The 24,090-nt window shown below is 37.0% G+C and carries 26 protein-coding genes; 7 read left to right on the forward strand and 19 right to left on the reverse strand.

What is annotated here, in order from left to right; genetic code table 11:
- Positions 1 to 33 precede the first annotated feature (33 nt).
- The 5 genes from ACLLO5_RS13985 to ACLLO5_RS14005 all read right to left on the reverse strand — a co-directional run bounded on the left by ACLLO5_RS13985 (position 34) and on the right by ACLLO5_RS14005 (position 8,317).
- On the reverse strand, positions 34 to 942 hold the full coding sequence (locus ACLLO5_RS13985; protein WP_413171123.1) for a DUF4435 domain-containing protein: 909 nt from the start codon (positions 940 to 942) through the stop codon (positions 34 to 36).
- Positions 943 to 2,268, reverse strand: a complete 1,326-nt coding sequence (locus tag ACLLO5_RS13990; RefSeq protein WP_413171124.1) for an AAA family ATPase — start codon at positions 2,266 to 2,268, stop codon at positions 943 to 945.
- 100 nt (positions 2,269 to 2,368) lie between these two features.
- Entirely contained in the window at positions 2,369 to 5,350 is a 2,982-nt protein-coding gene (locus ACLLO5_RS13995; protein WP_413171125.1) for a UPF0182 family protein, read from the reverse strand.
- 239 nt (positions 5,351 to 5,589) lie between these two features.
- The gene (locus ACLLO5_RS14000) at positions 5,590 to 7,164 is read right to left on the reverse strand and encodes a CHAT domain-containing protein (RefSeq protein WP_413171126.1); all 1,575 of its coding nucleotides are present in this window, start codon (positions 7,162 to 7,164) and stop codon (positions 5,590 to 5,592) included.
- Positions 7,165 to 7,321: 157 nt separating this feature from the next.
- Positions 7,322 to 8,317: a hypothetical protein gene (locus tag ACLLO5_RS14005; RefSeq protein WP_413171127.1), complete on the reverse strand. Its 996-nt coding sequence runs from the start codon at positions 8,315 to 8,317 to the stop codon at positions 7,322 to 7,324.
- An 831-nt stretch (positions 8,318 to 9,148) separates the two neighbouring features.
- Between ACLLO5_RS14005 and ACLLO5_RS14010 the strand changes: the two genes are divergently transcribed.
- Entirely contained in the window at positions 9,149 to 9,574 is a 426-nt protein-coding gene (locus ACLLO5_RS14010; RefSeq protein ID WP_413171128.1) for a cyclic nucleotide-binding domain-containing protein, read from the forward strand.
- A 96-nt stretch (positions 9,575 to 9,670) separates the two neighbouring features.
- Here the strand turns inward: ACLLO5_RS14010 and ACLLO5_RS14015 are convergent, their stop codons facing one another.
- Complete coding sequence (locus ACLLO5_RS14015; protein ID WP_413171129.1) at positions 9,671 to 11,086, reverse strand: cobyrinate a,c-diamide synthase; 1,416 nt, start codon at positions 11,084 to 11,086, stop codon at positions 9,671 to 9,673.
- A gap of 30 nt (positions 11,087 to 11,116) precedes the next feature.
- Positions 11,117 to 11,425, reverse strand: coding sequence for a DUF3067 family protein (locus ACLLO5_RS14020; RefSeq protein ID WP_413171130.1), 309 nt, complete (start codon positions 11,423 to 11,425; stop codon positions 11,117 to 11,119).
- 323 nt (positions 11,426 to 11,748) lie between these two features.
- Here ACLLO5_RS14020 and petC point away from each other — a divergent pair, with 323 nt between their 5' ends.
- Both petC and petA read left to right on the forward strand, forming a co-directional pair.
- Entirely contained in the window at positions 11,749 to 12,288 is a 540-nt protein-coding gene (gene petC, locus ACLLO5_RS14025) for a cytochrome b6-f complex iron-sulfur subunit (RefSeq protein ID WP_413171131.1), read from the forward strand.
- Between the two features lie 110 nt (positions 12,289 to 12,398).
- Positions 12,399 to 13,400 carry a cytochrome f gene (gene petA, locus ACLLO5_RS14030; RefSeq protein ID WP_413171132.1) on the forward strand — a complete coding sequence of 334 codons (1,002 nt, stop codon included), beginning with the start codon at positions 12,399 to 12,401 and terminating at the stop codon, positions 13,398 to 13,400.
- A 187-nt stretch (positions 13,401 to 13,587) separates the two neighbouring features.
- Here petA and ACLLO5_RS14035 read toward each other — a convergent pair whose 3' ends face one another.
- Positions 13,588 to 13,935 carry a type II toxin-antitoxin system RelE/ParE family toxin gene (locus tag ACLLO5_RS14035; protein ID WP_413171133.1) on the reverse strand — a complete coding sequence of 116 codons (348 nt, stop codon included), beginning with the start codon at positions 13,933 to 13,935 and terminating at the stop codon, positions 13,588 to 13,590.
- On the reverse strand, positions 13,932 to 14,186 hold the full coding sequence (locus ACLLO5_RS14040; protein ID WP_413171134.1) for a hypothetical protein: 255 nt from the start codon (positions 14,184 to 14,186) through the stop codon (positions 13,932 to 13,934). The genes ACLLO5_RS14035 and ACLLO5_RS14040 overlap by 4 nt, the downstream gene beginning before the upstream one ends.
- 152 nt (positions 14,187 to 14,338) lie before the next feature.
- On the opposite strand from ACLLO5_RS14040, the gene ACLLO5_RS14045 reads away from it, so the two are divergent.
- Both ACLLO5_RS14045 and ACLLO5_RS14050 read left to right on the forward strand, forming a co-directional pair.
- On the forward strand, positions 14,339 to 14,557 hold the full coding sequence (locus ACLLO5_RS14045; protein WP_413171135.1) for a DUF433 domain-containing protein: 219 nt from the start codon (positions 14,339 to 14,341) through the stop codon (positions 14,555 to 14,557).
- 17 nt (positions 14,558 to 14,574) lie between these two features.
- A complete protein-coding gene (locus tag ACLLO5_RS14050) occupies positions 14,575 to 14,739 on the forward strand; it encodes a DUF3368 domain-containing protein (RefSeq protein WP_413171136.1) in 165 nt (54 codons plus the stop codon).
- An 86-nt stretch (positions 14,740 to 14,825) separates the two neighbouring features.
- Here the strand turns inward: ACLLO5_RS14050 and ACLLO5_RS14055 are convergent, their stop codons facing one another.
- A complete protein-coding gene (locus tag ACLLO5_RS14055) occupies positions 14,826 to 15,128 on the reverse strand; it encodes a type II toxin-antitoxin system RelE/ParE family toxin (RefSeq protein WP_413171137.1) in 303 nt (100 codons plus the stop codon).
- Positions 15,125 to 15,391, reverse strand: coding sequence for a type II toxin-antitoxin system ParD family antitoxin (locus ACLLO5_RS14060; RefSeq protein WP_413171138.1), 267 nt, complete (start codon positions 15,389 to 15,391; stop codon positions 15,125 to 15,127). The genes ACLLO5_RS14055 and ACLLO5_RS14060 overlap by 4 nt, the downstream gene beginning before the upstream one ends.
- Positions 15,392 to 15,399: 8 nt before the next feature.
- Here ACLLO5_RS14060 and ACLLO5_RS14065 point away from each other — a divergent pair, with 8 nt between their 5' ends.
- Positions 15,400 to 15,540 carry a hypothetical protein gene (locus ACLLO5_RS14065; RefSeq protein ID WP_413171139.1) on the forward strand — a complete coding sequence of 47 codons (141 nt, stop codon included), beginning with the start codon at positions 15,400 to 15,402 and terminating at the stop codon, positions 15,538 to 15,540.
- A 469-nt stretch (positions 15,541 to 16,009) separates the two neighbouring features.
- On the opposite strand, the gene ACLLO5_RS14070 is transcribed toward ACLLO5_RS14065, so the two are convergent.
- The 5 genes from ACLLO5_RS14070 to ACLLO5_RS14090 all read right to left on the reverse strand — a co-directional run bounded on the left by ACLLO5_RS14070 (position 16,010) and on the right by ACLLO5_RS14090 (position 19,638).
- Positions 16,010 to 16,378, reverse strand: coding sequence for a PIN domain-containing protein (locus ACLLO5_RS14070; RefSeq protein WP_413171140.1), 369 nt, complete (start codon positions 16,376 to 16,378; stop codon positions 16,010 to 16,012).
- Positions 16,379 to 16,393: 15 nt separating this feature from the next.
- Positions 16,394 to 16,846: a hypothetical protein gene (locus ACLLO5_RS14075; RefSeq protein WP_413171141.1), complete on the reverse strand. Its 453-nt coding sequence runs from the start codon at positions 16,844 to 16,846 to the stop codon at positions 16,394 to 16,396.
- 210 nt (positions 16,847 to 17,056) lie between these two features.
- The gene (locus tag ACLLO5_RS14080) at positions 17,057 to 18,529 is read right to left on the reverse strand and encodes a Fic family protein (RefSeq protein ID WP_413171142.1); all 1,473 of its coding nucleotides are present in this window, start codon (positions 18,527 to 18,529) and stop codon (positions 17,057 to 17,059) included.
- Between the two features lie 104 nt (positions 18,530 to 18,633).
- Complete coding sequence (locus ACLLO5_RS14085; protein WP_413171143.1) at positions 18,634 to 19,323, reverse strand: hypothetical protein; 690 nt, start codon at positions 19,321 to 19,323, stop codon at positions 18,634 to 18,636.
- A gap of 45 nt (positions 19,324 to 19,368) precedes the next feature.
- A complete protein-coding gene (locus ACLLO5_RS14090; RefSeq protein WP_413171144.1) occupies positions 19,369 to 19,638 on the reverse strand; it encodes a hypothetical protein in 270 nt (89 codons plus the stop codon).
- Positions 19,639 to 19,755: 117 nt separating this feature from the next.
- Here ACLLO5_RS14090 and bioU point away from each other — a divergent pair, with 117 nt between their 5' ends.
- Positions 19,756 to 20,751 (forward strand): (S)-8-amino-7-oxononanoate synthase BioU, encoded by a 996-nt coding sequence (bioU, locus tag ACLLO5_RS14095; protein WP_413171145.1) that lies wholly within the window; start codon positions 19,756 to 19,758, stop codon positions 20,749 to 20,751.
- Positions 20,752 to 20,825: 74 nt separating this feature from the next.
- Here the strand turns inward: bioU and ACLLO5_RS14100 are convergent, their stop codons facing one another.
- The 3 genes from ACLLO5_RS14100 to ACLLO5_RS14110 all read right to left on the reverse strand — a co-directional run bounded on the left by ACLLO5_RS14100 (position 20,826) and on the right by ACLLO5_RS14110 (position 23,989).
- On the reverse strand, positions 20,826 to 21,374 hold the full coding sequence (locus ACLLO5_RS14100) for a hypothetical protein (protein WP_413171146.1): 549 nt from the start codon (positions 21,372 to 21,374) through the stop codon (positions 20,826 to 20,828).
- A gap of 135 nt (positions 21,375 to 21,509) precedes the next feature.
- The gene (locus ACLLO5_RS14105; RefSeq protein ID WP_413171147.1) at positions 21,510 to 22,733 is read right to left on the reverse strand and encodes a type II secretion system F family protein; all 1,224 of its coding nucleotides are present in this window, start codon (positions 22,731 to 22,733) and stop codon (positions 21,510 to 21,512) included.
- 131 nt (positions 22,734 to 22,864) lie between these two features.
- Positions 22,865 to 23,989 (reverse strand): type IV pilus twitching motility protein PilT, encoded by a 1,125-nt coding sequence (locus ACLLO5_RS14110; RefSeq protein WP_413171148.1) that lies wholly within the window; start codon positions 23,987 to 23,989, stop codon positions 22,865 to 22,867.
- Positions 23,990 to 24,090: the final 101 nt, after the last annotated feature.

The raw sequence follows: 24,090 nt of genomic DNA on the forward strand, positions 1-24,090 counted from the left end.
GATAAATGTTTCGCGCAAAGTATTGTTAGAATTTCAATTCACAGAAGTTCTAAAAGATTCTAAATAATCTACTAAACATTCTGGTGTATCAGCATATTGAGACAAATCAGAAATTAGTGTTGTTTCTCTTAAATTTAAAGTAACTTTGATTTTTTTAGTAAAATACTTTGGATTTCCTTTATTTGCTGCTTCAATTAATTTTTGAATAACTTTGAATAAAAAATAAATCTCAAATTTACCTCGAAAGCTTTTTTGACGCTCTTGTAAACATAGATTACTTTGCTTTAAGTCTAGTTCTTCTTGAGTAATAGCAATTGCTTTGGGAAATTTAGTATACAATGTATCAATTGTGTAATTTATTTTTATATTATCTAAATCTATTACTACGAAATCTGAGATATTAAATCCTGCTAAATTCAGCTTTGCTTGTTTTTCTCGTTGACAAGCTATCCAAATATTTAATAGTTCAACTGCATCATGAAATTCTTTTTGGAGTTGTGTATAAAGGTTTTTACAGTTATTAAAATCATCCTCTGATTCAGCAAGCTTAAATTCAGTTCTGAGAATTTTGCAAAAACTATTAATGGATGTATAGAAATTTTCTATTGAGTAGCATGAAGTTTCATATACTCCCGTTATTTGTGTATTTTTTATTGATTCATCAAAATCTCTATCTATAAAATATGCTGCTCTAACCTTAGAATAACTTTGATTATTATTGATTAACTTATAAACACCTAAAACTCCTTCTTTCCCACTACAATTAGCATAAATATCTTTTGTAGGTCTAGCTATATTGTCTATTCTAATTCCATAATACTTATCGTCTTCACCTTCAAAAAAGCAATACAAAGCAGATTCATATTCTTTATATTGTCGGGTAAATTGCATAAATACTGATGCTGGTCTATTGCGAGATTCTCTAAGTTTAGCTACTGACATCTATTTTTCGGTGATAAAATCATCTAAGTCTATTGCATTTGTATCTAATTCATTATCAAAAATGAATGGTGAATGAGTCACAGCTAAAAGTAGTTTACACTTACCAGATTTCAAAATATCAGGAAGTAATAATCTTTGCCATTCTAAAGACAGAGAAAGCTCAGGTTCATCAAACAAAACTATGTATTCATTATTAGAATCTAGATAAATTTTAGAGAATAAAGATATAATCTGTTTTTCACCAGAAGATAAGTGCTTAATCTCTATTGGCTTATTATTTTTTTCTTGTAATATTGAAATTTTTACGTTTTTCTCATCATAGACAATTCGTTTTTTGTGTAAATAGTTATTACATACTTCAGCAAATTTTTTAATGTAATTATCTTTTTCTTTTTGTGGCTCATATAAGGTAAGAAGTTTAGACAAAAAAGAGACTAATTGATCATATTTATTAGAATTTATATCTCCTGAATTAACAAGTTCTTCAATTTTACTTTTATTACTTTCAGATATATTATCTCCTACCCTGCTTAATACTATATTTAAAGTTTCAGATTGTATACTATTTCTGATTTCTTGAGTGGGTGTTATAGCTTCAACAAACTGAGTTAACATTTCACCGTTCACTTTTGGTAATAATTTTAAAGTTGCGTCTTTTATATTTTTTTCAATTTCATCGAATTTCGCAATCACATCATCCATACCAAATTGAATTAATCGATCATCATTTTCAGCAAAACGTAGTCTGTCATCATATCCCAAATTTTTAATATCCTCTTCGATTCTTCTATATGTAGGAAAATATAATATCATTTCCTGAAGGTTTTCTTTAATTTTACTTTCCCGTTCTTGTTCATATTCATTTTTAAACTTGGGTAATACTTCTGAAAGTAATTCATGATAGTATTCATTTGGTATGTAATTTCTGAGCTTGTGAATACCCTCTATTAATAAACCTTGTTTACTATGTCTTAATAATATATCTACTTGACGCGGAGTTATATAATTGGATAGCAAAGATATAATTTCAGATTCAATATCCTCATTTTTATAACAAGAAATTAAATCACTCTTTTTAATGAGAACTTCTTTTCCAGATGCAAATTCAATAACTATTGTTTCAAAATATATAGTCATTAATCTAATAAATTTACAAGATATTGAATAGTAAAGAGCATTCAAAATAGTGGTTTTACCAGAACCATTTTCAGCAATCAGAATAACAGCTTCTTTATCAAAAGGAATTTTCACATCCTTGTAGCCGAATAGTCCGTTGATAGAAAATGACTTTAAATTACTAGAATTAAGATGTTCACTTAACAACATATTTACTAATTTTGACAATTTATAGCTGTGATTGAGAGACTATTTCTCGTATACGTTATATACTAACTCATCTTTCGTAAAGAATGAATTACAAATTATTTTAACCAGGTGGTATTCCTTCCTCCTCAACAGGACGAATAATCGCCGGCGCTGGTGTTTCTTCTGGTTGAAAAATTGCCTGTAAGGCTTGTTCTAAAGTCTGTGCCATGACAATGCGATTTTCATAAGCAACAACCACCCTAACCAAAGTTGGTAAACTATTCTGGGTTGCTTCTAAATAAATTGGCTCAACATACAACAAAGATTGTTCTATGGGAACAATTAAAAGATTACCTTGAATTGCTCTTGAACCTTGACGATTCCATAATGAAATTTGTTGAGAAATTACCGGATCTTGGTTAATTCTGGCTTCGATTTGTTCTGGTCCATAAATCAAACGTTCTTTAGGGAAGTTATATAACAGCAATTTACCGTAGTTTTCTCCATCTGAACGTGCTGCTAACCAAGCAATTAAATTTGTTCTTTCTTTGGGTGTGTAGGGAAGCAGTAAAATAAATTCTTCAAAATCTACATTAGGAAGACTAGTAGTTAAATAGTAAGGTTCAATAGGACGGGTTTGAGTTCCATAGATTTCATTGGGAATTTGCCATTGGTCTTCCCGGTTATAAAATACTTGGGGGTTAGTGATATGATAAATCATTAACCGTTCTGATTGAATTTTGAAAAAGTCTACCGGATAGCGGATATGACTGCGGAGATTCACAGGCATATTTGCCAACGGTTGGAACATTTGCGGGAAGATTTTTGACCAGGCAATAATTAGTGGATCTTTTGGTTCAGAAATATAAAATCTGACTGTGCCGTTGTAAGCGTCAATTACGATTTTAACGGAGTTACGAATATAGTTAATACCATCGCCATTTTGGTCAGAATAGGGATAGCGATCGCTTGTTGTATAAGCATCTATAATCCAGTAAAGATAATTCTTTGTTCCTGGAAATTGTTCATTTTTGTTGTCAGGATTGGCATCAGCAGCGACTAAATAAGGTTCGCTGTCAAATTTTAAAAAAGGTGCGATCGCACGAATCCGTTGGTTGATATTTCGCCGGAATAATACTTTTGTCTCTGGCTTAAAATTCCTTGTAAATATCATTTGCCAGTCTTTTAAATATGTAGCAAATAGCCATCTTTTTCCTAGAGAACCAATTCTAATTCCACCCACGCCTTCATAACTGGTGTAAACATTATCGCTACCACTGGGATAATCTAATTCTTTAACTTTCGTGCCAGTCATGACATGAGTATTGCTAATTTCTCCATAATAAATTCGCGGTTTACCAATAGGAATACTTTCACGAATAGCTTCACTAGAGGTAGTTAGCGCACTATCATTACTACTAATATCTTTAACAAAATATTCTGGTAAACCACCAGGAGCAACAGTATTTACAGGACTCATGGTAAAGCCATAACCGTGGGTGTAAACTAAATTGCGGTTTACCCATGTTTTAGCTTGCTGGGGAACAGAATTGTAGTCTAATTCTCTGGCTGCAATTAATACCTGACGTTTTTCGGTTGATGCGGTTGCTTGTTGGTTGGGTTCAGTTTTGATTGTGTAGCGATCAATATCGGCATCGGGAAATTGATAATAGGGACGAATTTGTTGTAATTGGCGGTTAGTTTTTAATAGTGGTTCTTGATCCCAAAGACGAATATTTCTAATTGTTAGATCATTGGCTTTGAGATCAGCTTGGGTTAATTTTCCTTGGGGATTAAAGGTTTGAGAATCAATTGCTTCTAAATCAAATGCTTGCCGAGTTAAGGCAATAGTCCGCTGGATGTAAGGTTGCTCTCGCTGCAATTCATTGGGTTGAACTATTAAAGATTGGACTACAGCAGGTGCAAGAAAATCACCTATAATTATTAAACTTATATAAATACATAAACTATAAATTGCCCACCGATGATGTTGAGATTTGGGTTTCCAAAAGCAAGTTTGCCATAATAAATAAAATGCGATCGCTACAGCTAAAACACATAACATTGTGTCAACTGGCAACTGTACCTTAGCATCGGTATAACTAGCGCCAAAACTCACCCCACGGGGAGAATAAACGAGTTCATAACGACCTAACCAATAGCTAAAGGCTACTACCAACATTAAACAGCCACCTAAGCCAAATAAATGACGTTGCTGTGGTAGAGAAAAACCAGGGAAAATGCCTTGACTGAGACTATCTCCTGATAAAAGATAGGTGAGAGCAACGGATACAAAGCCATATAAACATAATCCAATTAGCCAAAATGCCAACAGTTCCCAGAGTGGGAGTGAAAATATATAAAAACCGATATCTTTGGCAAATAAAGGGTCGTTGCTATTGAAGGGGGTAGAGTGGAAATAAAGTAGTATTTTAGACCAATGTTGAGATAGTATCCAGCTAAAACCGAGACTAAAAATCAGTGCGATCGCTCTCAGCAAAAAGTGAGAATATATTAAGAGTGCGATCGCTATGACCAAAGCCACACCAACATACCAGTCCTGAGAAATTATTCTGCGTCCCAAACTCCAAACAATCTCTGGTCTAAATAGAATTGTAAACGGTGAAATAGCCTGATTAACTCCTCTATTCCAGTAACTTAGAGCAACTTGTCCATAATGCGTTACCATCAACCCCACCAACAAACTCAAGCCTAACGTCAGCGGTAACAGCCAGCGTAATCTAACTGCTTTGTATCTAGTCTCAACATGAAGAGGTTTATAGACTGTTCCATACTGTGGACTGAGGAATTTTGTGAGTTGCTTACTCAGTCTTGTCTCCTCCCTTCTGACCAACTCAGTTTTCAGAGACTGGGGATATTTCCAGCGTTGTGCTAAAGCCAAATTACAAAACAAATAGCTAAAACTGATACTGACCGCACCCACCCATAAAGCACCCTGAGTCACTAAGCGCAGCACAAATGTTTGCAAATAGCCAACTTCCTGAAACCAAAAAATCTCAGCCCCTAAATGGGAAACTAGATCCCAGAATAGCCACAGCCCCAACAAAGCGATAATAACTCTAACGCACCATTTCCAAGACATTTATTCTTATGAAATCACAGTGATAAGCGATCGTGCAAAATTAACTTCCTACGTGGAGAGAGGGAACAGGGAACAGGGAGCAGGGGAGCAGGGGGAGCAGGGGGAGCAGAGGAGCAGGGGGAGCAGAGGAGCAGAGGAGCAGAGGGGGGAAATATTTTTTTCTTATTCTCCTGACTCCTGAACTCCTGCCTCCTGCCCCCTGACTCCTGACTCCTGACTCCTGAATTCTGCTATAACTATTAATTCCAATTGCCAATTACGGTAAAAGCAGACCAATAATATGGATGGGATAAGTCGATCTTACCTAAATTAGTCATTTCTGGATTTAGAGGAATGCTCTTTTCTGGGGACAAGTATAATTTTCCGTCTGCTATACGGACTTCTCCCTTCAGCATCCCTAACTGAGCTTGTCTAAGAGACTCAGATCGCAAAGAAGTAGTATTTAACTGATCATAAAATTTTGTCATCAGCGCCAAAGAACCTTGATCACTCACATACCACAAACTACCCAAAACAGTTTTTACCCCTGCTTGCACCGCCAAACCCGAAAATCCTAATTCTGCCTCATCACTACCCACAGCAGTTTTACAGGCACTCAAAACCAACATTTCTACTTTAGGTTCTTTATTCCATTCTAATTCCTGAGACAACTTTCTTAACTGATCTATGTGGATTTTCTGATTCCAAAGTTGAATATAAGAGTTACTAATTTTGCCAGATTTAAAATCTCCATGAGTAGCTAAGTGCAGAATTCCAGAATGTTGTTTGCGGCTGAAAGATTTAAGATTTTCTAATGTAGATTCTTGATCCAATAAAATTTGACCCTGATTACGCCAAATTTGTTTACCTACAGTGTTTATTTCTATAGGTACAGATGGTAAAGGATCTTGTCCTTCCGTACTTTTAGATATCCCTACAGCGAGAATATCAGATTGAACTATAGGAATATAACGGGTATCTGTAAGGCTAAAACTGGGTATAATCCCAACACTATATTTTTCAATTAGAAACTTACTTCCATCATATAAAGCAGCTACAGGTAAAGTTCGTAACCCTTTATCAAGAGACAAGATTACAGTATCTATTTTATTGATTGCTAGGGCTGGTTCTATAGGTTCAATTATCCATTCATAGAGTTTTTGGGCGCTACTATAGAAAAATTTTGACCGAGAATTAGTAACTTGTAAACGAAAATCCTTAGCAACTTTTTGAATATTGCTATTGTTAGCTTCTACCACATATTGACGAAAAATATCACCGATTTTTATGGTATTTTTAATTGATAACGATGGAGAATTATCTTTCAAATCTTTGGTATCATTTAACAAATCTTTCTCTTTTGGTTTTGGTGGAATGAGAATTAAACTAAGTTTATCTTTTAAGGAAGTCACATAAAGAATTGCTGCATTTTTTCCGGTTAACTTAGCCAGCTTGCTGAGATTGTCAGCTATATCTTCCGCTGAAGTAATATCGCCAAAAAGATCAATACCAAGCTGATTTGCATATTCTACTGCTTGTAATTCTTCAAACTGTTCCACAGCTTCTTCTGGTGTTAATTCTGAAAAATCCTTATCAAAAAAATCACGATTTATAATAATTGGGTTGTCAGTTGAAATACCAGTATTGACAATTTCTTGCGGATCAGGATTAGTAATATCTGATTGATTTCCAGGATTATTAGGATTTACAACCTCTTGCGGATCAGGAATTGTGATATCTGACTGATTTCCTTCTTGAGCTTGAACAGATTTAAACAAAAACAGCACTAAAATGACTGATAAAAAAATTGCCACAAATGAACGTTTAAATTTCATCGCTTTGATCCTGAAGTTTGGTATTAATTAAATTAAAAAGGTAAGTATTCAGCTATCAACATTCAGCAGTCAGCTTTTTCAGGCTAACGCTAAAAATACCTATTTGATAATTGACGAATTTCTCAAACATTCTAATTCCTGACTCCTGAATGCTTACTTAAAAAGCAACACTATAACCAATTCCTAATATAAAGCGTGTACCATCTCCAGCATTGCCAGTAATATCACTAATTCCTGGAGTTATGACCAAAGGAATATTCTTAAATGGAGCTACAGATACACCCAAACCTAAATCTTGTCCGCTCCATTCAACAATTGCACTCACAGGTTGAGCAATTCTCAAAGCTGCACTTCCAAAGACACCAACAGAATCAATTTGATTTCTCACATCTGATTCTGAACGAAATTGTCCTCCACCAACACCAGCGGAAACATATAATCGACTAAAAGGTTTCTGTTCACTATCTTGCAGCCGAAACATTTTAGTAATTACACCATAACCAGATGTACCCCCATCTGTATTACCAAAGGTCACAAAATTCTTCACACCAACAGCCACTGCAAAATCGTATGGAAGTTGCCGATGTAATTTCCAACTAATACTACCGTCTTCAAAGGAACTGATATCAACAACGCTTATATTGATATCTAAACCAATTGATTTTTTGGCATCACCCAAACCAAAACCAACCCCTAAAGCTCCATCTGCTGTATCAGTAAAACGAGCGCGAGATTGCAATCCCACACCAACAGAAGCTCTTCCCCAGGATTTACCATAAGCTGATGGTGTGAGCATAGTAATACCAGGAGATGAAGACGGACGCGCTTTTTTATTTTCTAATACTAAAGGTAATTTTTGGGGTTTAAATGGCTTTTGTTCAGGATATTTAGGTTCTGTTTGCAAGCTATTTTCACCAACGGAATCATTTTTTTTATCGTTATCTGTTCCAGGAACTTGACTTAAGTAATGAGCAGAAATGTTTGTGGCTGTAGAAGTTTCCTGATTGATAGGTTCTTGGTGAAAAATAATAAAAGACTGATTAAAAGCATTTGCTATTAAAGGCTGATTTGGGGTAACTAGATGTTCATAGATAATTTTGCTATGTACATGATTATAATTTTCTATGGGAGAATAAGTGTCTACAAAGTACATAATAATACCCTTCAGGCAAGATGCTATTAATCAAGAGATGTCTGGTGGGAATATCAATCTTCTAGTTTGAAACTGCCCACAAAGTTTATCCTGCCAAGATTCAATAATTATTTATACATGACAGTGATAGTTAGCATACACTATTGAAGTATTTTTTGATATATTGTAAAAATATATTTACTTATGACTGAGTCGGTAAAATTCCTAATTTATAGAGGATTTAAGACGTAAATATAGACTTTTTTAGGCAAATATGAAAGTTTTTATAAAATAAATAGTCAGTAGGGTGTGTTACGACTATGTAAAGATTTGAGGATTTGAGAGAGTGAGGATTAGCCGTAATGCACCGAGAAATCAACAACCCATTCCAAATTTGAGAAATCCGGTTTACGGTGTATTCATTTTGAACTTGGAATCCCCATTGGTACTAATCATTCGTAGCGGATTAAACAGCAAAGCCTTTATGATCAAGTCAGGAATCTAGGACTTCTGTGTACACTGTATACCGTTAAGATTATGGGGTAGCCAATTCTGATAAATAAACCTCACAGAGTCACAAAGCCTGGGGTATTATTAGCATCTAGGATGGGATAATGTAGTTCTGTCATAACCTGTGTTAATCAGGCCAATTGTCTGATTGATTCGGTTATATAGGAATCCCATTTGATTTTTGATAGCTTTCATGGCGTAGCCACACAAGACTGGGTACATACTGAAATCCTTCTTCCCTGTTCCCTGTCTCGACGAAAAAGATGGCTTACGCGACGCTACGCGGACATGAAATCGGATCGCTATATACTTATACCAATGTTTTATCTGTAACTAGTAATTATGCTGACTAGCGTTGATCGTTTGTTATTTGTCCGGCGTGTTCCTATTTTTAATGAATTGCGAGATGATTTTGTAGTCCGACTGGCTTCGGTGATGAACGAGTTATCATATCCTACAAATCACAGTATCTTTAAACAAGGGGAAGAGGGGCGATCGCTCTATATTATTGTATCAGGTAGAGTGAAAGTCCATATTGGGGATACGAAATTAGCAGAGGTAGATCCAGGAAAATACTTTGGTGAAATGGCTGTATTTGATACTCAGCCTCGTTCCGCTTCTGTTACTACTTTAGAACCTTGTGATTGTTTGGAACTCACTCAAGAACAACTTTATGATGCGATTGAAGAAACTCCAGAAATTGCTGTCAATATTATTCGTGAACTATCTCGGATCATTCGCAGACTGAATGAAAACATTAGTCATTAGTTAGAACAGGGAATAGGGAATAGGGAACAGGGAACAGGGAACAGGGAACAGGGTTAAATATAAATTATCAATTATCAATTCTCCATTGATAAATAACTATAAAGTCATCTGAAAATTTTCTCTAAAGTTGAGACATTGTTGTAGAAACCTTTGGGGAATTTCTACACTTTCTCCCCAGTGTTGATGGATGTATGAAGCATGAACATTAGGTAAATTACAACCTTCAAATCCTGTATTTTCATCACAATCAAAGCGATAGGTATCAAATAATGGTTGTTGAGGATTGGTAATTAAATGAGAACGATGAAATTCATGTCCATAAACATTTGTTCCGGCATCAAATAAGAAACTATTTTCTAATGCTACTGCACGACGATATCCTAAAGTTAACTTTTTATCCATTTGTGCAGATGTGGGTAATATTCCCACCATTGACCAAGATTTATCTTCAAAATCAATAATTTGCTCACATAAATACATTAAACCGCCACATTCAGCAATTGTCGGTATTCCTTCTAAAATAGCTTTTTTAACTGAGGTTAAAATTTTCGTGTTGGCAGCTAATTCTGATGCGAATACTTCAGGAAATCCCCCACCAAAATAAATTCCTTGAATATTTTTTGGCAATTGTGTATCTTTTAATGGACTCCAAAATATTAATTCCGCACCTAATTTTTCTAATATATCTAAGTTATCTTGATAGTAGAAATTAAAGGCGTTGTCTCGTGCAACGGCAATTTTAATTTTAGATTTTAGATTTTGGATTTCGGATTTTGGTGGATTTATTACTGAATGGTTACTTTTTATCAGAGGTAATAGTTGTTGCCAATCAAAGCAAGTATCACCTAAATCTGCAAGCCGATTAATGATATTATCTAATTCTGGTAATTCTGCGGTGGGGACTAATCCCAGATGACGGTCAGGAATGGTTATGTTATCTTGTCTTCTGAGTACACCCAGGATGGGGATTTGTAGAGGTGCTAGGGAATTTTTTAATAATGATAAATGGCGATCGCTTCCTACACGATTCAATACTAGCCCAGCAATCTTAATTTTACTATCCAAAGAACAATAACCATGTGCGATCGCCGCGACTGAACCAGACAAGCGACTACAATCAATTACCAATACCACTGGTATATCTAATAATTTAGCTATATGTGCCGTACTTGCAAATGTCATGTTGTCGCTTTTATTTGACGACTGACGACTGACCAATGACGATTGACCAACACCATCAAATAACCCCATAACTCCCTCAACTAATGCATATTCACATTTTGGGGAATGATGGTGAAAGCATTCCTGTACATAACTTTCTGAAGTCAGTACAGTATCTAAGTTGCGACAAGGACGACCTGTAACATATTGATGAAACATCGGATCAATATAATCTGGTCCGACTTTAAAAGATTGTATTGTGACTCCACGACGGCATAATGAGGCTAAAAGTGTGAGCGTTACGGTTGTTTTACCAACACCGCTACGTTCTCCAGCAATAATTATTGACATAAATAATACCAAGTTTAAATTTTAAATTGTTTATAATATCCATTCGGAAGCGCGATCGCCCAAATCTAGTGGTATACTCACAGCCTTACCCAATCGGGGACGCTCTTTTGTTTGAGTAATAAAAGTTTGTACTTGTATTGTTCCTCCCAAAGCATTGAGATAATTAGCAATGCTATCAAGATGATCTTGGTATTGAGATTCGCTTAAAGGGAATGAAGCTTGTTCAAGATATTTCCACATCACTTGCAGAAATATCTTCCCCTGAGTCCTGCGTAACTGGACATCATAAGAGTATCCCCACTTATCAATTAACAGTTGACGAAATTCCTGTCCTGTCATATAAATTTTGGATTTGGGATTTGGGACTAGCAATGATATGCTGAGACGGTTTTTTTGCTATGAAACATTGCAGCCTATCTCCTTTTGGGATCATGGCTGTTCTCAATTAGATTTTACATTTAGTTATGATGTTAAGTTCCGTAACTCCAGTATGATAAGGATATAAAGAAATGTAATGCTAACAGAAAAGATGCTAAAGATATCTTGGAACAAAGAATTGTGGCATCGCTGATGGCCTTAGCATTTCGACTCAGACAAGGGTAGCTAAAGTGCTGGTACTCTTGTCAAAATGCTTAACAAATTACACAAAGAGCGCGTAGATTATGGCTCAATTTTCCGAATCAATGGACGTGCCTGATATGGGTCGTCGTCAGTTCATGAACCTGCTGACTTTTGGGACTGTCACTGGAGTGGCGCTAGGTGCATTGTACCCTGTAGTTAAGTACTTTATCCCTCCAGCCAGCGGTGGTGCTGGTGGTGGTGTGACAGCAAAAAACGAACTAGGTAACGATGTTAGCGTTAGTCAATTCTTAGAAAGCCATAATGTAGGCGATCGCACCTTAGTACAAGGACTAAAGGGAGATCCTACATATATTGTGGTAGAGAGCAAAGAAGCGATCGCCGACTATGGCATTAATGCTATCTGCACCCACTTAGGTTGTGTAGTGCCTTGGAACGTAGCAGAGAACAAGTTCAAATGCCCTTGTCACGGTTCCCAGTACGATGCAACTGGTAAAGTTGTCCGCGGACCTGCACCCAAGTCTTTAGCATTGGCTCATGCCAAAACAGACAACGACAAAATCGTTTTGACCCCTTGGACAGAAACCGACTTCCGCACCGATGAAGCACCTTGGTGGAGTTAATAGCGTGCTGGGTCTGGAGTTATTAGTCTTTAGTCAACGCTTGACAACTGACCAATGACAACTGACCAATGATAACTGACAACTGACCACTGACTAATGACTTTATAGAGATGAGAAACGCCTGTACACCAGCGAAGTTAACTCGCACTGCTAAAGTAATGTTAAACACATTACTTATAGCGATCGCCACCGTGACCTTTTTCTTCACCAGCGATCTAGCCCTACCCCAAACCGCTTCTGCTTATCCCTTCTGGGCGCAGGCAACCTACCCTGAAACCCCCCGCGAACCCACAGGACGGATTGTTTGTGCTAACTGTCACCTAGCAGCAAAAAATACAGAAGTAGAAGTACCTCAATCAGTATTACCTGACACCGTATTTAAAGCCGTTGTCAAAATTCCCTACGATACCAACGTACAGCAAGTAGGTGCTGATGGTTCTAAAGTCGGTTTAAACGTCGGTGCTGTACTGATGTTACCCGACGGCTTCAAGATTGCGCCAGAAGACCGCATTCCTGAAGAAATGAAGGAAGAACTAGGTGATATTTACTTCCAACCCTACAGTGAAGACAAAGAAAATATCGTCATCGTTGGCCCCTTACCAGGCGAAGAATATCAGGAAATCGTCTTCCCAGTTCTTTCACCCAACCCTGCTACCGACAGCAATATCCACTTTGGCAAATATTCCGTTCATGTAGGCGGTAACAGAGGACGTGGACAAGTTTACCCCACCGGTGAAAAGAGCAACAACAACATTTACAACGCTTCTGCTGCTGGCACAATTAGCAAGATAGCCAAAACAGAAGATGAAGACGGAAACGTTAAATATGTAGTTAGCATCAAAACCGAAGCTGGTGAAGTTGTAGACGATACCGTTCCCGCAGGCCCAGATTTAATTGTTTCTGAAGGACAAACAGTTGCATCTGGTGACGCTTTAACCAACAACCCCAACGTCGGTGGTTTTGGTCAAAAAGATGCAGAAATTGTCTTACAAAACCCCACCAGAGTTGCAGGTATGATTGCTTTCATCTGTTTAGTGATGTTGGCACAAGTTATGCTAGTGCTGAAGAAGAAACAGGTAGAAAAAGTCCAAGCTGCTGAGATGAATTTCTAAATTCTCTGCTAAATAATTCATTCCAGGACAGGGTTATCCCCCTGTCTTTTTTTATCACTGATTGCTCTATTGTGCGATTTACTGATTGATGAACGTAGATAAGAACTATTATAATGTAGGTCAAAAAGTTTATCATTCTCAAGGCGATCGCTCTCACTCTACATCAGATAATGCAATTCTCTCTAATTTATGTTGCATCAGATTCATCTAGTGCTTCACCAATTGTCTGCTGTGCTGCGTGACGGATATGAAGAATACGAACTGTAGAAACTTCTTGTCCTTCCAAAATTGTGAAAATTATCCTGTATGCGTTGCGTCCTTTACCATAAATTATCTGACGCATTTCTTGACTAAAATAATCATTTTCTCTAGCTAAAGAACATCGCTTTGGCATTTGTGATAAAGACTCAATTAATCTTAGTAAATCTGCATACCACTGGTTTGCTTTTTCAGGAGAAGTTATTTGAGACAACTGTAAAAATGCTTTGTCTGCTTCTGCTTCTGCTGTGCTAGAGATTTCAATACGGTATTTCATGAATCTGCTGGCAGGTTATACTTGCGACGCTGCTCATTAGCAAAATCATCAAAGGAACGAAAGCGACCTGCTTCAAAGTCTTCTAATCCTTGGTGAATACCCTTAATAGCTGCTTCTGAGTCTTGTAATTCCCAGTCTAGGATATTCTCCAGCAATTCAGCCGCGACAAAACTAATATCTTGTCCTTGCTTTGCTGCTTTCTCTCTCAGTCGAGCTTCTAATTCTGGACTCAGGGAAACAACTATCGCCATAACCGTATATTTTGGGCAAAGTTTCTAGATATTATTGTATATCATATTCAAGCAAGCTTCTTGAATTTTAACTTGTTCCCAAATAATTTGGCGTAATTCCTCATCTAAAATCAATGTTAAACTAAAAATATCATCTGAACATATAAAAAACCATGTCTAGCAATACTCCAATTATCAGCGTTTCCCCTGAAATTATGAGTGGTACTCCTGTTTTTACCGGAACAAGAGTTCCTATCCAAACACTTTTAGATTATTTAAAAGCAGGAGATTCAATAGATGATTTTTTAGATGGTTTTCCCACGGTTACTAAAGAGCAAGTAATCACATTTTTGGAGGAAGTTGAGAAAGAAATAATTAGTAAGGTAGCATGAGATGAAATTGATTTTAGATGAATGTATTGATTTTAGAAATATTGGTAGAAGCGAAAAGTCAAGGGCTGATTTCTGCTGTCAAACCTCTATTAGATGATCTTGTTAATAAAGCAGGATTTTGGGTTGCTAAACCTTTGTATAAAAGTGTTTTACAGTTAGTTGATGAAAATGACTTGATTTAGATATCACTCTTTACTAATACAAATTTCGCTCCTAAATCTACATCAGAAATGCGTTAGTAAAGCTTACCGAAACTATCTCTCTCAATTTACAATTCAGAATCATCAAAAACAGAGGGAAGGTTACGACGACCACTCACTACTCGTAAAATTTCAATTCCATCATCCAACACTCTATAAAAAATTATATAACCTTCAAGGAGTAATCCTCGCAAATCAGCACGTATTCCTGAATAGCTTTTACCACTATTTGGAAAAGAAACCAATTGTTGACATTTGTGATTAAATTCCTGAAAAAATTTTTCACCCGCTTCTAGGTTGTTTTGTGAGAAGTATTCAGCAATTTCGTTCAGGTCACGACTAGCGAGAATATTAATAACGTAACGATTCATTTTTGTACCTGTCGCTGTTGCTGAAAACGCTCTAAAATTTGATTTACAAATGTTTCACCATCAATAGGTGCTGTGTGTTCTGAAATTGCAATAGCAGCATCAATTTTTCCGCGCACTTCCTTAACCCATTCTGTCTCAGAACGATCATATTCATCTAGCAACAGGAGAGCAATTTCTAGAACTTCTTCTACAGAGTGGTATTTCCCAGTTTGCAGCTTTGTTTGAATAAAGTGTTCTTGCTTAGGTGTTAGACTGATACTCATAATAAATTTTGGTTAAGTTGTCTGTAGACAACAACTATTATAATGTAGGTCAAAAAGTTTATCATTCTGCGATCGCTCTCAACTTTACATCAGAAATGCAATTCTCTCTAATTGATGTTGCTTCACCAATTGTCTGCTGTGCTGCGTGACGGATATGAAGAATACGAACTATAGCACACCGAACGCTCTCACTCTACAACAATAATGCGTTAGCAAAGCGCACCGTAGGTATCGCTCTCACTCTACACCAAAAATGCGTTAGCGAAGTTTACCGAAGGTATCGCGCCTAAATCTACATCGAAAATGCGTTAGCGAAGTTTACCGAAGGTATCGCTCATAACTCTACACTAGAAATGCGATATTAACCAATAATTAAAGCTGTGAATTTAACCACCCTAAAAAATCTCCCGTCTTGACAAAATATCTTTGTATACCTGCTTCCTGTAATATTTCTTTAATCTCTTTTGTACCAAAGTCTGTATGATTTCCACTCAATAAAACTTTCTGATCGTTTAAATAAGTTTTGGCATGATCAAGAATACAATGTAAAATTAAATTATCTGTAGGATCATTAATAAATTCATTTTCCAGACTTTTACTGAGAATATCTGGTTTTAATTATATTAATTCTACAGAATTTTTAGCCCATTCTAAAATGTCAAAAAGACGAGTATTAATCTCATTAATTCTCTCATTGTTCTTAATTATTGCTTGCTGTAGAAATCGTTTAATGTCTTTAGAATATTGAGAGTTAACATCTCCTTTGAGTTTTTTTACTTCATCATTTAAATTATCACCAAAACGATTACTTCTATTGCGCTCACTTTCCAGTACAGAAAGAGATTCCATACAACAAATTGCAGGAATTACTATTTTAATTCTTGTTGTTACTTCAGGATATTGTAAATTTACTAAATTCTCAGTATCTTGATCTTGGTTTTTCGCAAAATCAATAAAAAAATTAGTTTCTATGTAAAGCGTAATCATTAAATTTGCTAACCTTTAGTGTGCTGCATCATAAATTTTCCCTACAAAACCTATCTGGGTTAGTTCTTCTGATTTTGGAGGATGATCTGTTTTCCAATTCTCAGCCAAATCTCTTAACCATCCTTCCACTAATGTTTCTAAATAATATTCAAAAATCCTCTTTTTATGACTAAATTCTGGATCATATTCAGACAAAACCTCATGAGTTGGGAAGGTGTAGACATTTTCTAACTTTTCCCCATCCCATTGAAAAAATTTAATTTCTTCACGGGTAGCTGTCATAGCATAAGGAATTATCACTCTATTATGTTCATACTCAAACTTGAGAATATCTTCAACCTTTCCAGTAATATCTTCTACAATATCTCTAGCTCTAACTTTTGATACTAAAAGTTTCTGTCCATTTTTATCCCAAGCTGTAATATCTGATAGTTCTATTGTTGTGTCACTCAGTTTTGTAGTATCCATTTTTTAATCCTTGTGACATTGAAGATTGTAATATTTTTATTATAAATGATAAGCGTAGGTGTAGCCCATCGTAGATATCGCTCCTAACTCTACACCAGAAATGCGATCGCTGTTTACTCTACATCAATAATCCGATCGCTCCTAACTCTACACCAAAAATGCGATCGCTGTTTAATCTACATCAAAAATGCAATCGCTCTTACTCTTTTGTTAAACACTCTTATTCCAATACTCTAAACCAGTAACAATCACATCTTCCAACCACTTCTTAAAACGTTCCGTCAGGTTACTCTCATCATCAGCATAAGAAAACTGAAATAGAGAATCTGTTAAGGCTTGAATATCACTAATATTTCGTTCACCTTCTCCAGTATTATCTCTGTGATATGCACAAGCAGAACAAGCAAGTAGTCCGAGATACTCGTGTCCTACTGCATGAAAAGAAAGTAGAATTGTTGTTGATGATTCTACATTAATCACCAATTGTATCCAACTGTGATAAGTCCGAATATTAGCAAAGTAACCTAATTGTTTAGCTGTTTCTACAACTTGGAAGCGATGATAATATGATTTAGGATCACCAGCAGCAGCCTGAACCACAAAACTCTCAGCATCACTTACTAGATTTTGAACAGATAACTTAATTTCGGTAGCGATATCTTCTAAACGAGCCGATGCAATTTTAAAAAGATTTGTCGCAAAACTTTCAACTTTTTGACGGCGATCTGGAATAGTGGGTGATTGATTTTGCCTAATTTTGTTAGCTATGGAAGCAATAACAGCCTGAGCGCGTCGTGTTTCGGACAAAATTTGTTCAGATAAACCAAGACTACGAATAAATGCCTGTTTTTGACTTTTAGCAAACAAGTTAATCAAGTTTGATAAATCACCTTGATCTGCTTGCTCTAAAGCTCCAATATAAGCTGCTCTTTCGTCACCTGTAACAACCAAAGGAAACCATCTAGCTTGCAGAAAAACTAAACTAGCAAGACAGCGAGCCACACGACCATTACCATCTTGAAATGGATGAATTTGTGTGAAGCGATGATGTAACCATGCTGCTTCCACTTCAGGGGGAATTTGTTCTATTCTATGTTGATGATGCCATTGAATCAAATTATCCATTTCAGAAGCAACCTGTTCTGGAGGGCAATATTCATCTATAGAGCCATCTTTTCTTTCTGGATTATTAGGTTGCTTCTTCCAGTCACCTCTGTTCAGAGGAACACGAATAATTTGTCCTGTTGGTGTTTTTGCTTCTGTACTGTCTTGATTCTGCGTGAGAAGTTGATGTAACTCTTTGATGTAGGAAGTAGATAAGCTTCTCCCTCCACCAACAAAATCAAATAATCCTTCGATCGCTGCTTCTTGATCTTGGATGAGAGATACAATTTGCTTGATTGGGGGATTGCCAAGATTATTAGGATTATGAGCAATAAGAGCCTCATTAATTCCTTGTTCAATTAGTACACGAGTGATTCCTCTGTCTAAGGTATATAGTCCTTCAATAATTCCAGTTTCAATAGCAATCTCTCGACATAACCTTTCCATAAAGGTTTTGAATTCTCCAGAGGAACGCAGCCGTTCTGCTTGTTCATTCCAAACAGTAACTAAAGGTGGTAATTCGGAACTTGCTAAATTTTCCCAATTTGATGGTAAATTTTTTATTGGTTGCCACTGCATAAATAATCCCCGGAAGCTTTATAGTACAGGTTTAAAAAAATGTACAATTGTGTAGTCTAAGATATAGTTAGAAAAATCAAAATTTTTTGATAAAATCACTAATTTTATATTAATTGAAAATACACATTAGTATAATTTCTTTTCAAATAATCTTTGAATTCTGAATTAGGCATCTTGTTTACAATGTCTTGCACTGTTTTAGCTGCTGTATTACAAGCCCATTTAGCAGCAGCAGGTGTACTAATCCTTTCCAATAAAGGCACAGGACAATCTTTATTAATAACAGGATTTTTGTAAGTGCTTGGTTCACGAAGAATATTTAGTCCTGATAGTTTGTTTAAAATTGTCCTCTTTGAAGAAGGAAGATCATCACTATCAAGGTTTAAAGTATATTCATCCTTAGGCTTGAGATGAACTAACTCGTTACGCAATTTTATGAGATTACTAAAATTTTGGTGGAGTGTATCACCGAAATTTGGTGGTTCACCTGATATAGCTATGTAAGTTACCTCAATCTTTTGTTTTATTTGTCCGTTAGATTCCTCAATATTTGTCAATTCTGTTGCAAGTTTTTTTACAAAATTCTCTGGTTCTTCTCCTGGTGTAATATATGCTGTAGCTAGTTCCGGCAATTCATTTAGAAATGCCTCAATGGACATAGCTGAAAACAAAATAGCTGGAATTGCATCAGTAATTCCGCTGTCGTGAATCGTAGAATTCACATAGTAGTAATTTTTTGCTTGATTGTGCAGAGGACCAGCATTTAGATGGAATATAGTTACTATGTTGTCCATAATCTCCTTCCTGATGTATCAAGTAACACGATTATAATTTATACTTTATAAGTCATTATCATAAGCCTTAGCCAGATCAGCATCAATGCTTTCATTATCTGTACCTGTAGCGTAACCCATACTAATTACACCAGCATAGCCAAGCAAACGCTGACGTGCTTCCTCAGCATCGGATTTAGGACTAACTGACAAACTATACTGACGATTTAGGGAAGCAGCAACTAATTCTGCTACTGAAAGTCCAACAGCACTAGCTTGTTGCTGTAAAGCTGTATAAACGTCATCGTTCAGTTCCAGGGTTAATACTTTACTCACGATTTTTAAGCTACCTTAAATAACGTTCAAGCAATTATAGCTTTTTCCTACTTGAGAACCCAGAAAAATAAAGCATAATTAACCTTTATAACCATTAACCAACACAGAAAAATCCCTATGAACACACAACCTATCCGCGTCGGAGTTCTCGGTTTTGGTGGACTCGGACAAGCAGCAGCCAAACTCCTTTCCAGCAAACGGGAAATGATTCTAGTTGCAGCCGCAGACCAAAAAGGCTATGCTTACTCCACAGAAGGCTTAAACACCGATGCTTGCATTACCACCTACCAAAAACATGGTACAGTCGGTTATTTAGAACCAGTTGGGACATTAAGCAATAACAGTATTCAAGACCTTATTCAAGCGACTGGTGACGCTGTAGATGGCTATTTCCTGGCTTTACCCAACCTCCCCAACGACTTTATCCCCAACGTTGCTAAAGAATTTATCAAAGCTGGTTGGAAAGGTGTGTTAGTAGATGCTATTAAACGCACCAGTGCAGTTGAACAACTTCTGTCCATGAAAGACGAATTGCAAGCAGCGGGAATTACTTACATGACAGGCTGTGGTGCTACCCCAGGATTGTTAACCGCCGCCGCTGCTTTAGCAGCCCAAAGTTACGCGGAAATTCACAATGTAGTAATTACCTTTGGTGTGGGAATTGCTAACTGGGAAGCCTACCGCGCCACGGTTCGGGAAGATATTGGACATATGCCCGGTTATAGTGTAGAAGCTGCTAGGGCGATGACTGACGCAGAGGTGGAAGCATTACTAGATAAAACCAACGGCGTATTAACCTTGGAAAATATGGAACACGCCGATGATGTGATGTTAGAAATAGCGGGAATTTGTTCACGGGATAGAGTCACTGTTGGTGGTGTAGTTGATACCCGCAATCCCAAAAAACCCCTCAGTACCAATGTGAAAATTACCGGACGCACTTTTGAGGGGAAAATTTCTACTCACACCTTTACATTAGGCGATGAAACCAGCATGGCTGCTAATGTGTGCGGTCCGGCTTTTGGTTATTTGAAAGCTGGTCAAGAATTACATCAACGTGGCATTTCTGGCTTATTTACCGCAGCGGAAATCATGCCTAAGTTTGTAAAATAGGTAATGGGTAATGGGTAATGGGTAATGGGTAATAATACTCTCTTGTCTTCTTACTGTTCCCTGTTCCCTATTCCCTATTCCCTAATATAAGATTCTTGATGTTCTTCTTCTTCCAAAGTTGCGGGTGTTTGGATGACAAAAGGTAATTCTGCACCTATTAAACCCCGTTGAATGCGTTCTGATGTTTGATCAAAAACTACAAACAACGGATAAATGCTATTTGCACCCTCACTCAAAATATGACTATGACGGGGGTGCATTATCCATTCATATTCTTTATCTAACCAAACTTGGCTTTGTCTCCATCTTCCCAATAAGTCAGAAAAGTCTTCATGGGGACGATGAATAAATAGTAAAATTTCTACACCGGTTTTGATTTTCCATTCCGGGTCACACATGATAATAGCTATATCACAGGGTAAAGCCATCGTGTTGGAAGTTTTAGCTTCAATATCACGGATACGCACAATGGGTAAAGGGATAGTGATCACACTTTCCGACGGACGACGTAGACTAGGAATCATTTCCAAATATGGACGATGCTGTTTGAGGAGTGCGATCGCAGATAAATGATTGCTATACTCAGCTAAACTAGCTTCATAAAGAGATTTTTGTCCAGACATAAGTTTAAAAATTCAAAATTCAAAAATACAAAGATGAAAGGGTAAAGGTCAAGGTTTTTTCTTTCACCTTATTCCTTTTCCCCTTCAACAAATCCTGATACTTTTTGCCTCGTTAATTTTGCCTTTCTGCACTAATTAACCCAGCTTTTCAAATACCTTGAACATTGGTAAATACATTGCCAGCAAAATTGTACCAACCATGCCCCCAAGAACCACAATCATTAATGGTTCTAAAATACTTGTTAATGATTTAACTGCCTGTTCTACTTCATCTTCGTAGAAATCAGCAACCTTCATTAACATTGCATCTAACTGACCAGTTTCTTCACCAATACTCATCATAGCAATAGCCATAGATGGAAAAACAGCATCTTTTTTCAAAGCAACGCTAATCATCCCACCTTGTTGAACATCTAGTCTAGCTGCATCTATGGCATTAGCAATCACTTGATTTCCTGATGTATCCCGCACAATTTCTAAGCAAGTTAGAATTGGCACACCTGAACGAGTCAAAGCCCCAAAGGTGCGGCTAAATCTAGCAACTGAAGATTTTTGGATCAAGTCACCAAATAAAGGTACTTTTAAAGAAAGACGATCAATAGTTTCTTTACCTACGGGAGTTTTGTAATACTGCTTATAGGCAAAGGAAGCTGCCATACAACCAGCGATAATTACTAAAGACCAATAACTTCGCAATATTTCGCTACAAGTCATCAGGAATTGTGTTAGTGCTGGTAATTCTACACCTATGTCTTTGAAAATATTAGCAAAGATGGGAATTAGAAACACAGTCATACCCACAAAGATAGCGGTTGCTAGAAAACCCACTACCAATGGATAAGACATAGCAGATTTAATTTGGTTCTGTAACCGAGCCATGTCTTCTAATAGCTTGGCTAGACGATTTAATACTTCATCTAGCACCCCACCTATTTCTCCGGCCTGAACCATACTCACATACAAACCATCAAAACAGTCAGGATGTTTACGCATAGAATCGGAAAGATTAACTCCCGTTTGCACATCACCACCAATTTCAATCAGAGCTTGTTTGAGTTTGGGATTACTGCACTGTTCACCAAGTATTGCTAATCCTCTCACGATCGCTACACCTGCATTTACCAATGCAGCAAACTGACGAGAAAAAACAGCTTTATCTTTTACAGAAACCTTAACCAAGGAATTCTGAAATTTTTGTAAATCAAAGCGGGACGATAAACTTTGAGCTTCTTTCAGGTCTTGAACTACAAAACCCTTATCTCTAAGATTAGTCCGAGCATCGCTTAAGGAATCAGCGACAAATTTCTGAGTTCGTGAATTTCCTTGAGAATCACGAATACGAGCAAGGTAAGTAGGCATAGTATTTCAAAATGCTTCTTTCAGAAGAGCTACGCTAACAAAATAGTGCTTACAAAAAAATTCAAAATTAGTAAATGGGTGATTCCTAATTAGCAATTCAAATGATAATTAGGAATTACTAATTAAAAAATCTAACGAGCTTTAGCAGCAGTACCAGGTTTTGCTGCTGATTGTGGTGGTGGTGCTGACCCGATGAGACGTTGAACTTCATCAGGCTTAGAGGTTTTGGACATAGCCGCTTCAAAAGAGATAGAACCAGCTTTATATAAATCAGCTAAAACTTTCTCTAAAGTTTGCATTCCCAATTTACCACCAGTTTGAATGGCTGAATAAATTTGTGCCGTTTTACCTTCACGAATTAAGTTGGAAATAGCAGGAGTGATTACCATAATTTCTTGAGCCATTACCCGACCATATTCACCTGGTTTGGGATTTTTCTTCGGTACTAAAGTTTGGCTAAAAACTGCTACTAAAGAGTTTGATAATTGTACCCGTACTTGGGTTTGTTTTTCATGGGGGAAAACGTCAATGATCCGGTCAATGGTTTGGGCTGCGGAACTTGTGTGCAGTGTCCCAAATACTAAGTGACCTGTTTCTGCGGCAGAGATCGCCAAAGCAATTGTTTCCAAATCCCGCATTTCCCCTACCAGGATAATATCTGGATCTTCCCGTAATGCTGCTTTCAAGGCATTAGCAAAACTCTTGGTGTCTTCCCCTAATTGACGTTGGTGAACTAGGCTTTTAATGGGTTCATAAACAAATTCCACAGGGTCTTCAACCGTTAAAATATGTTCTGCTCTAGTGCGGTTAATGAGGTCAATCATTGCCGCTAGGGTTGTGGTTTTACCTGAACCTGTTGGGCCTGTTACCAGAATTAATCCTCTGGGTTTTTCAGACATTTCTCGGACTATATCTGGCAAACCTAATTTTTCAAAGTTAGGAATTTTAGAACTCAATGCTCGCAAACAAGCAGCATAAGCACCACGTTCTTTGTAGACATTCACCCGAAAGCGAGCTAATCCTTTTACACCATAGGAACAATCTAATTCCCAGGTCTGTTCTAAGGTTTTGCGCTGGGTATTATTGAGCATACTAAAAATTAATCTTTGGCATTCATCTGCGGTCAGCACATGATCACCAATAGGAGTCAGATGACCACTCACGCGGAAGTAGGGAGGTAAACCTGCGGATAGGTGCAGATCCGAGCCTCCCATGTCAATCAATTGCTCCATTAAGTCTTCAATCATCATTTCCATAGTCGTTTCGCTCCAATTTAAAATGAGGAATAAGGAATAAGGAATCGGGAATCGGGAATCGGGAATAGATAATAATTTATTCTCCCCTGCCCCCCTGCTCC

The sequence above is a fragment of the Anabaena azotica SJ-1 genome (genome assembly GCF_047275885.1).
In the GTDB taxonomy this organism is placed as follows: Bacteria; Cyanobacteriota; Cyanobacteriia; order Cyanobacteriales; family Nostocaceae; genus Trichormus_B; species Trichormus_B azotica_A.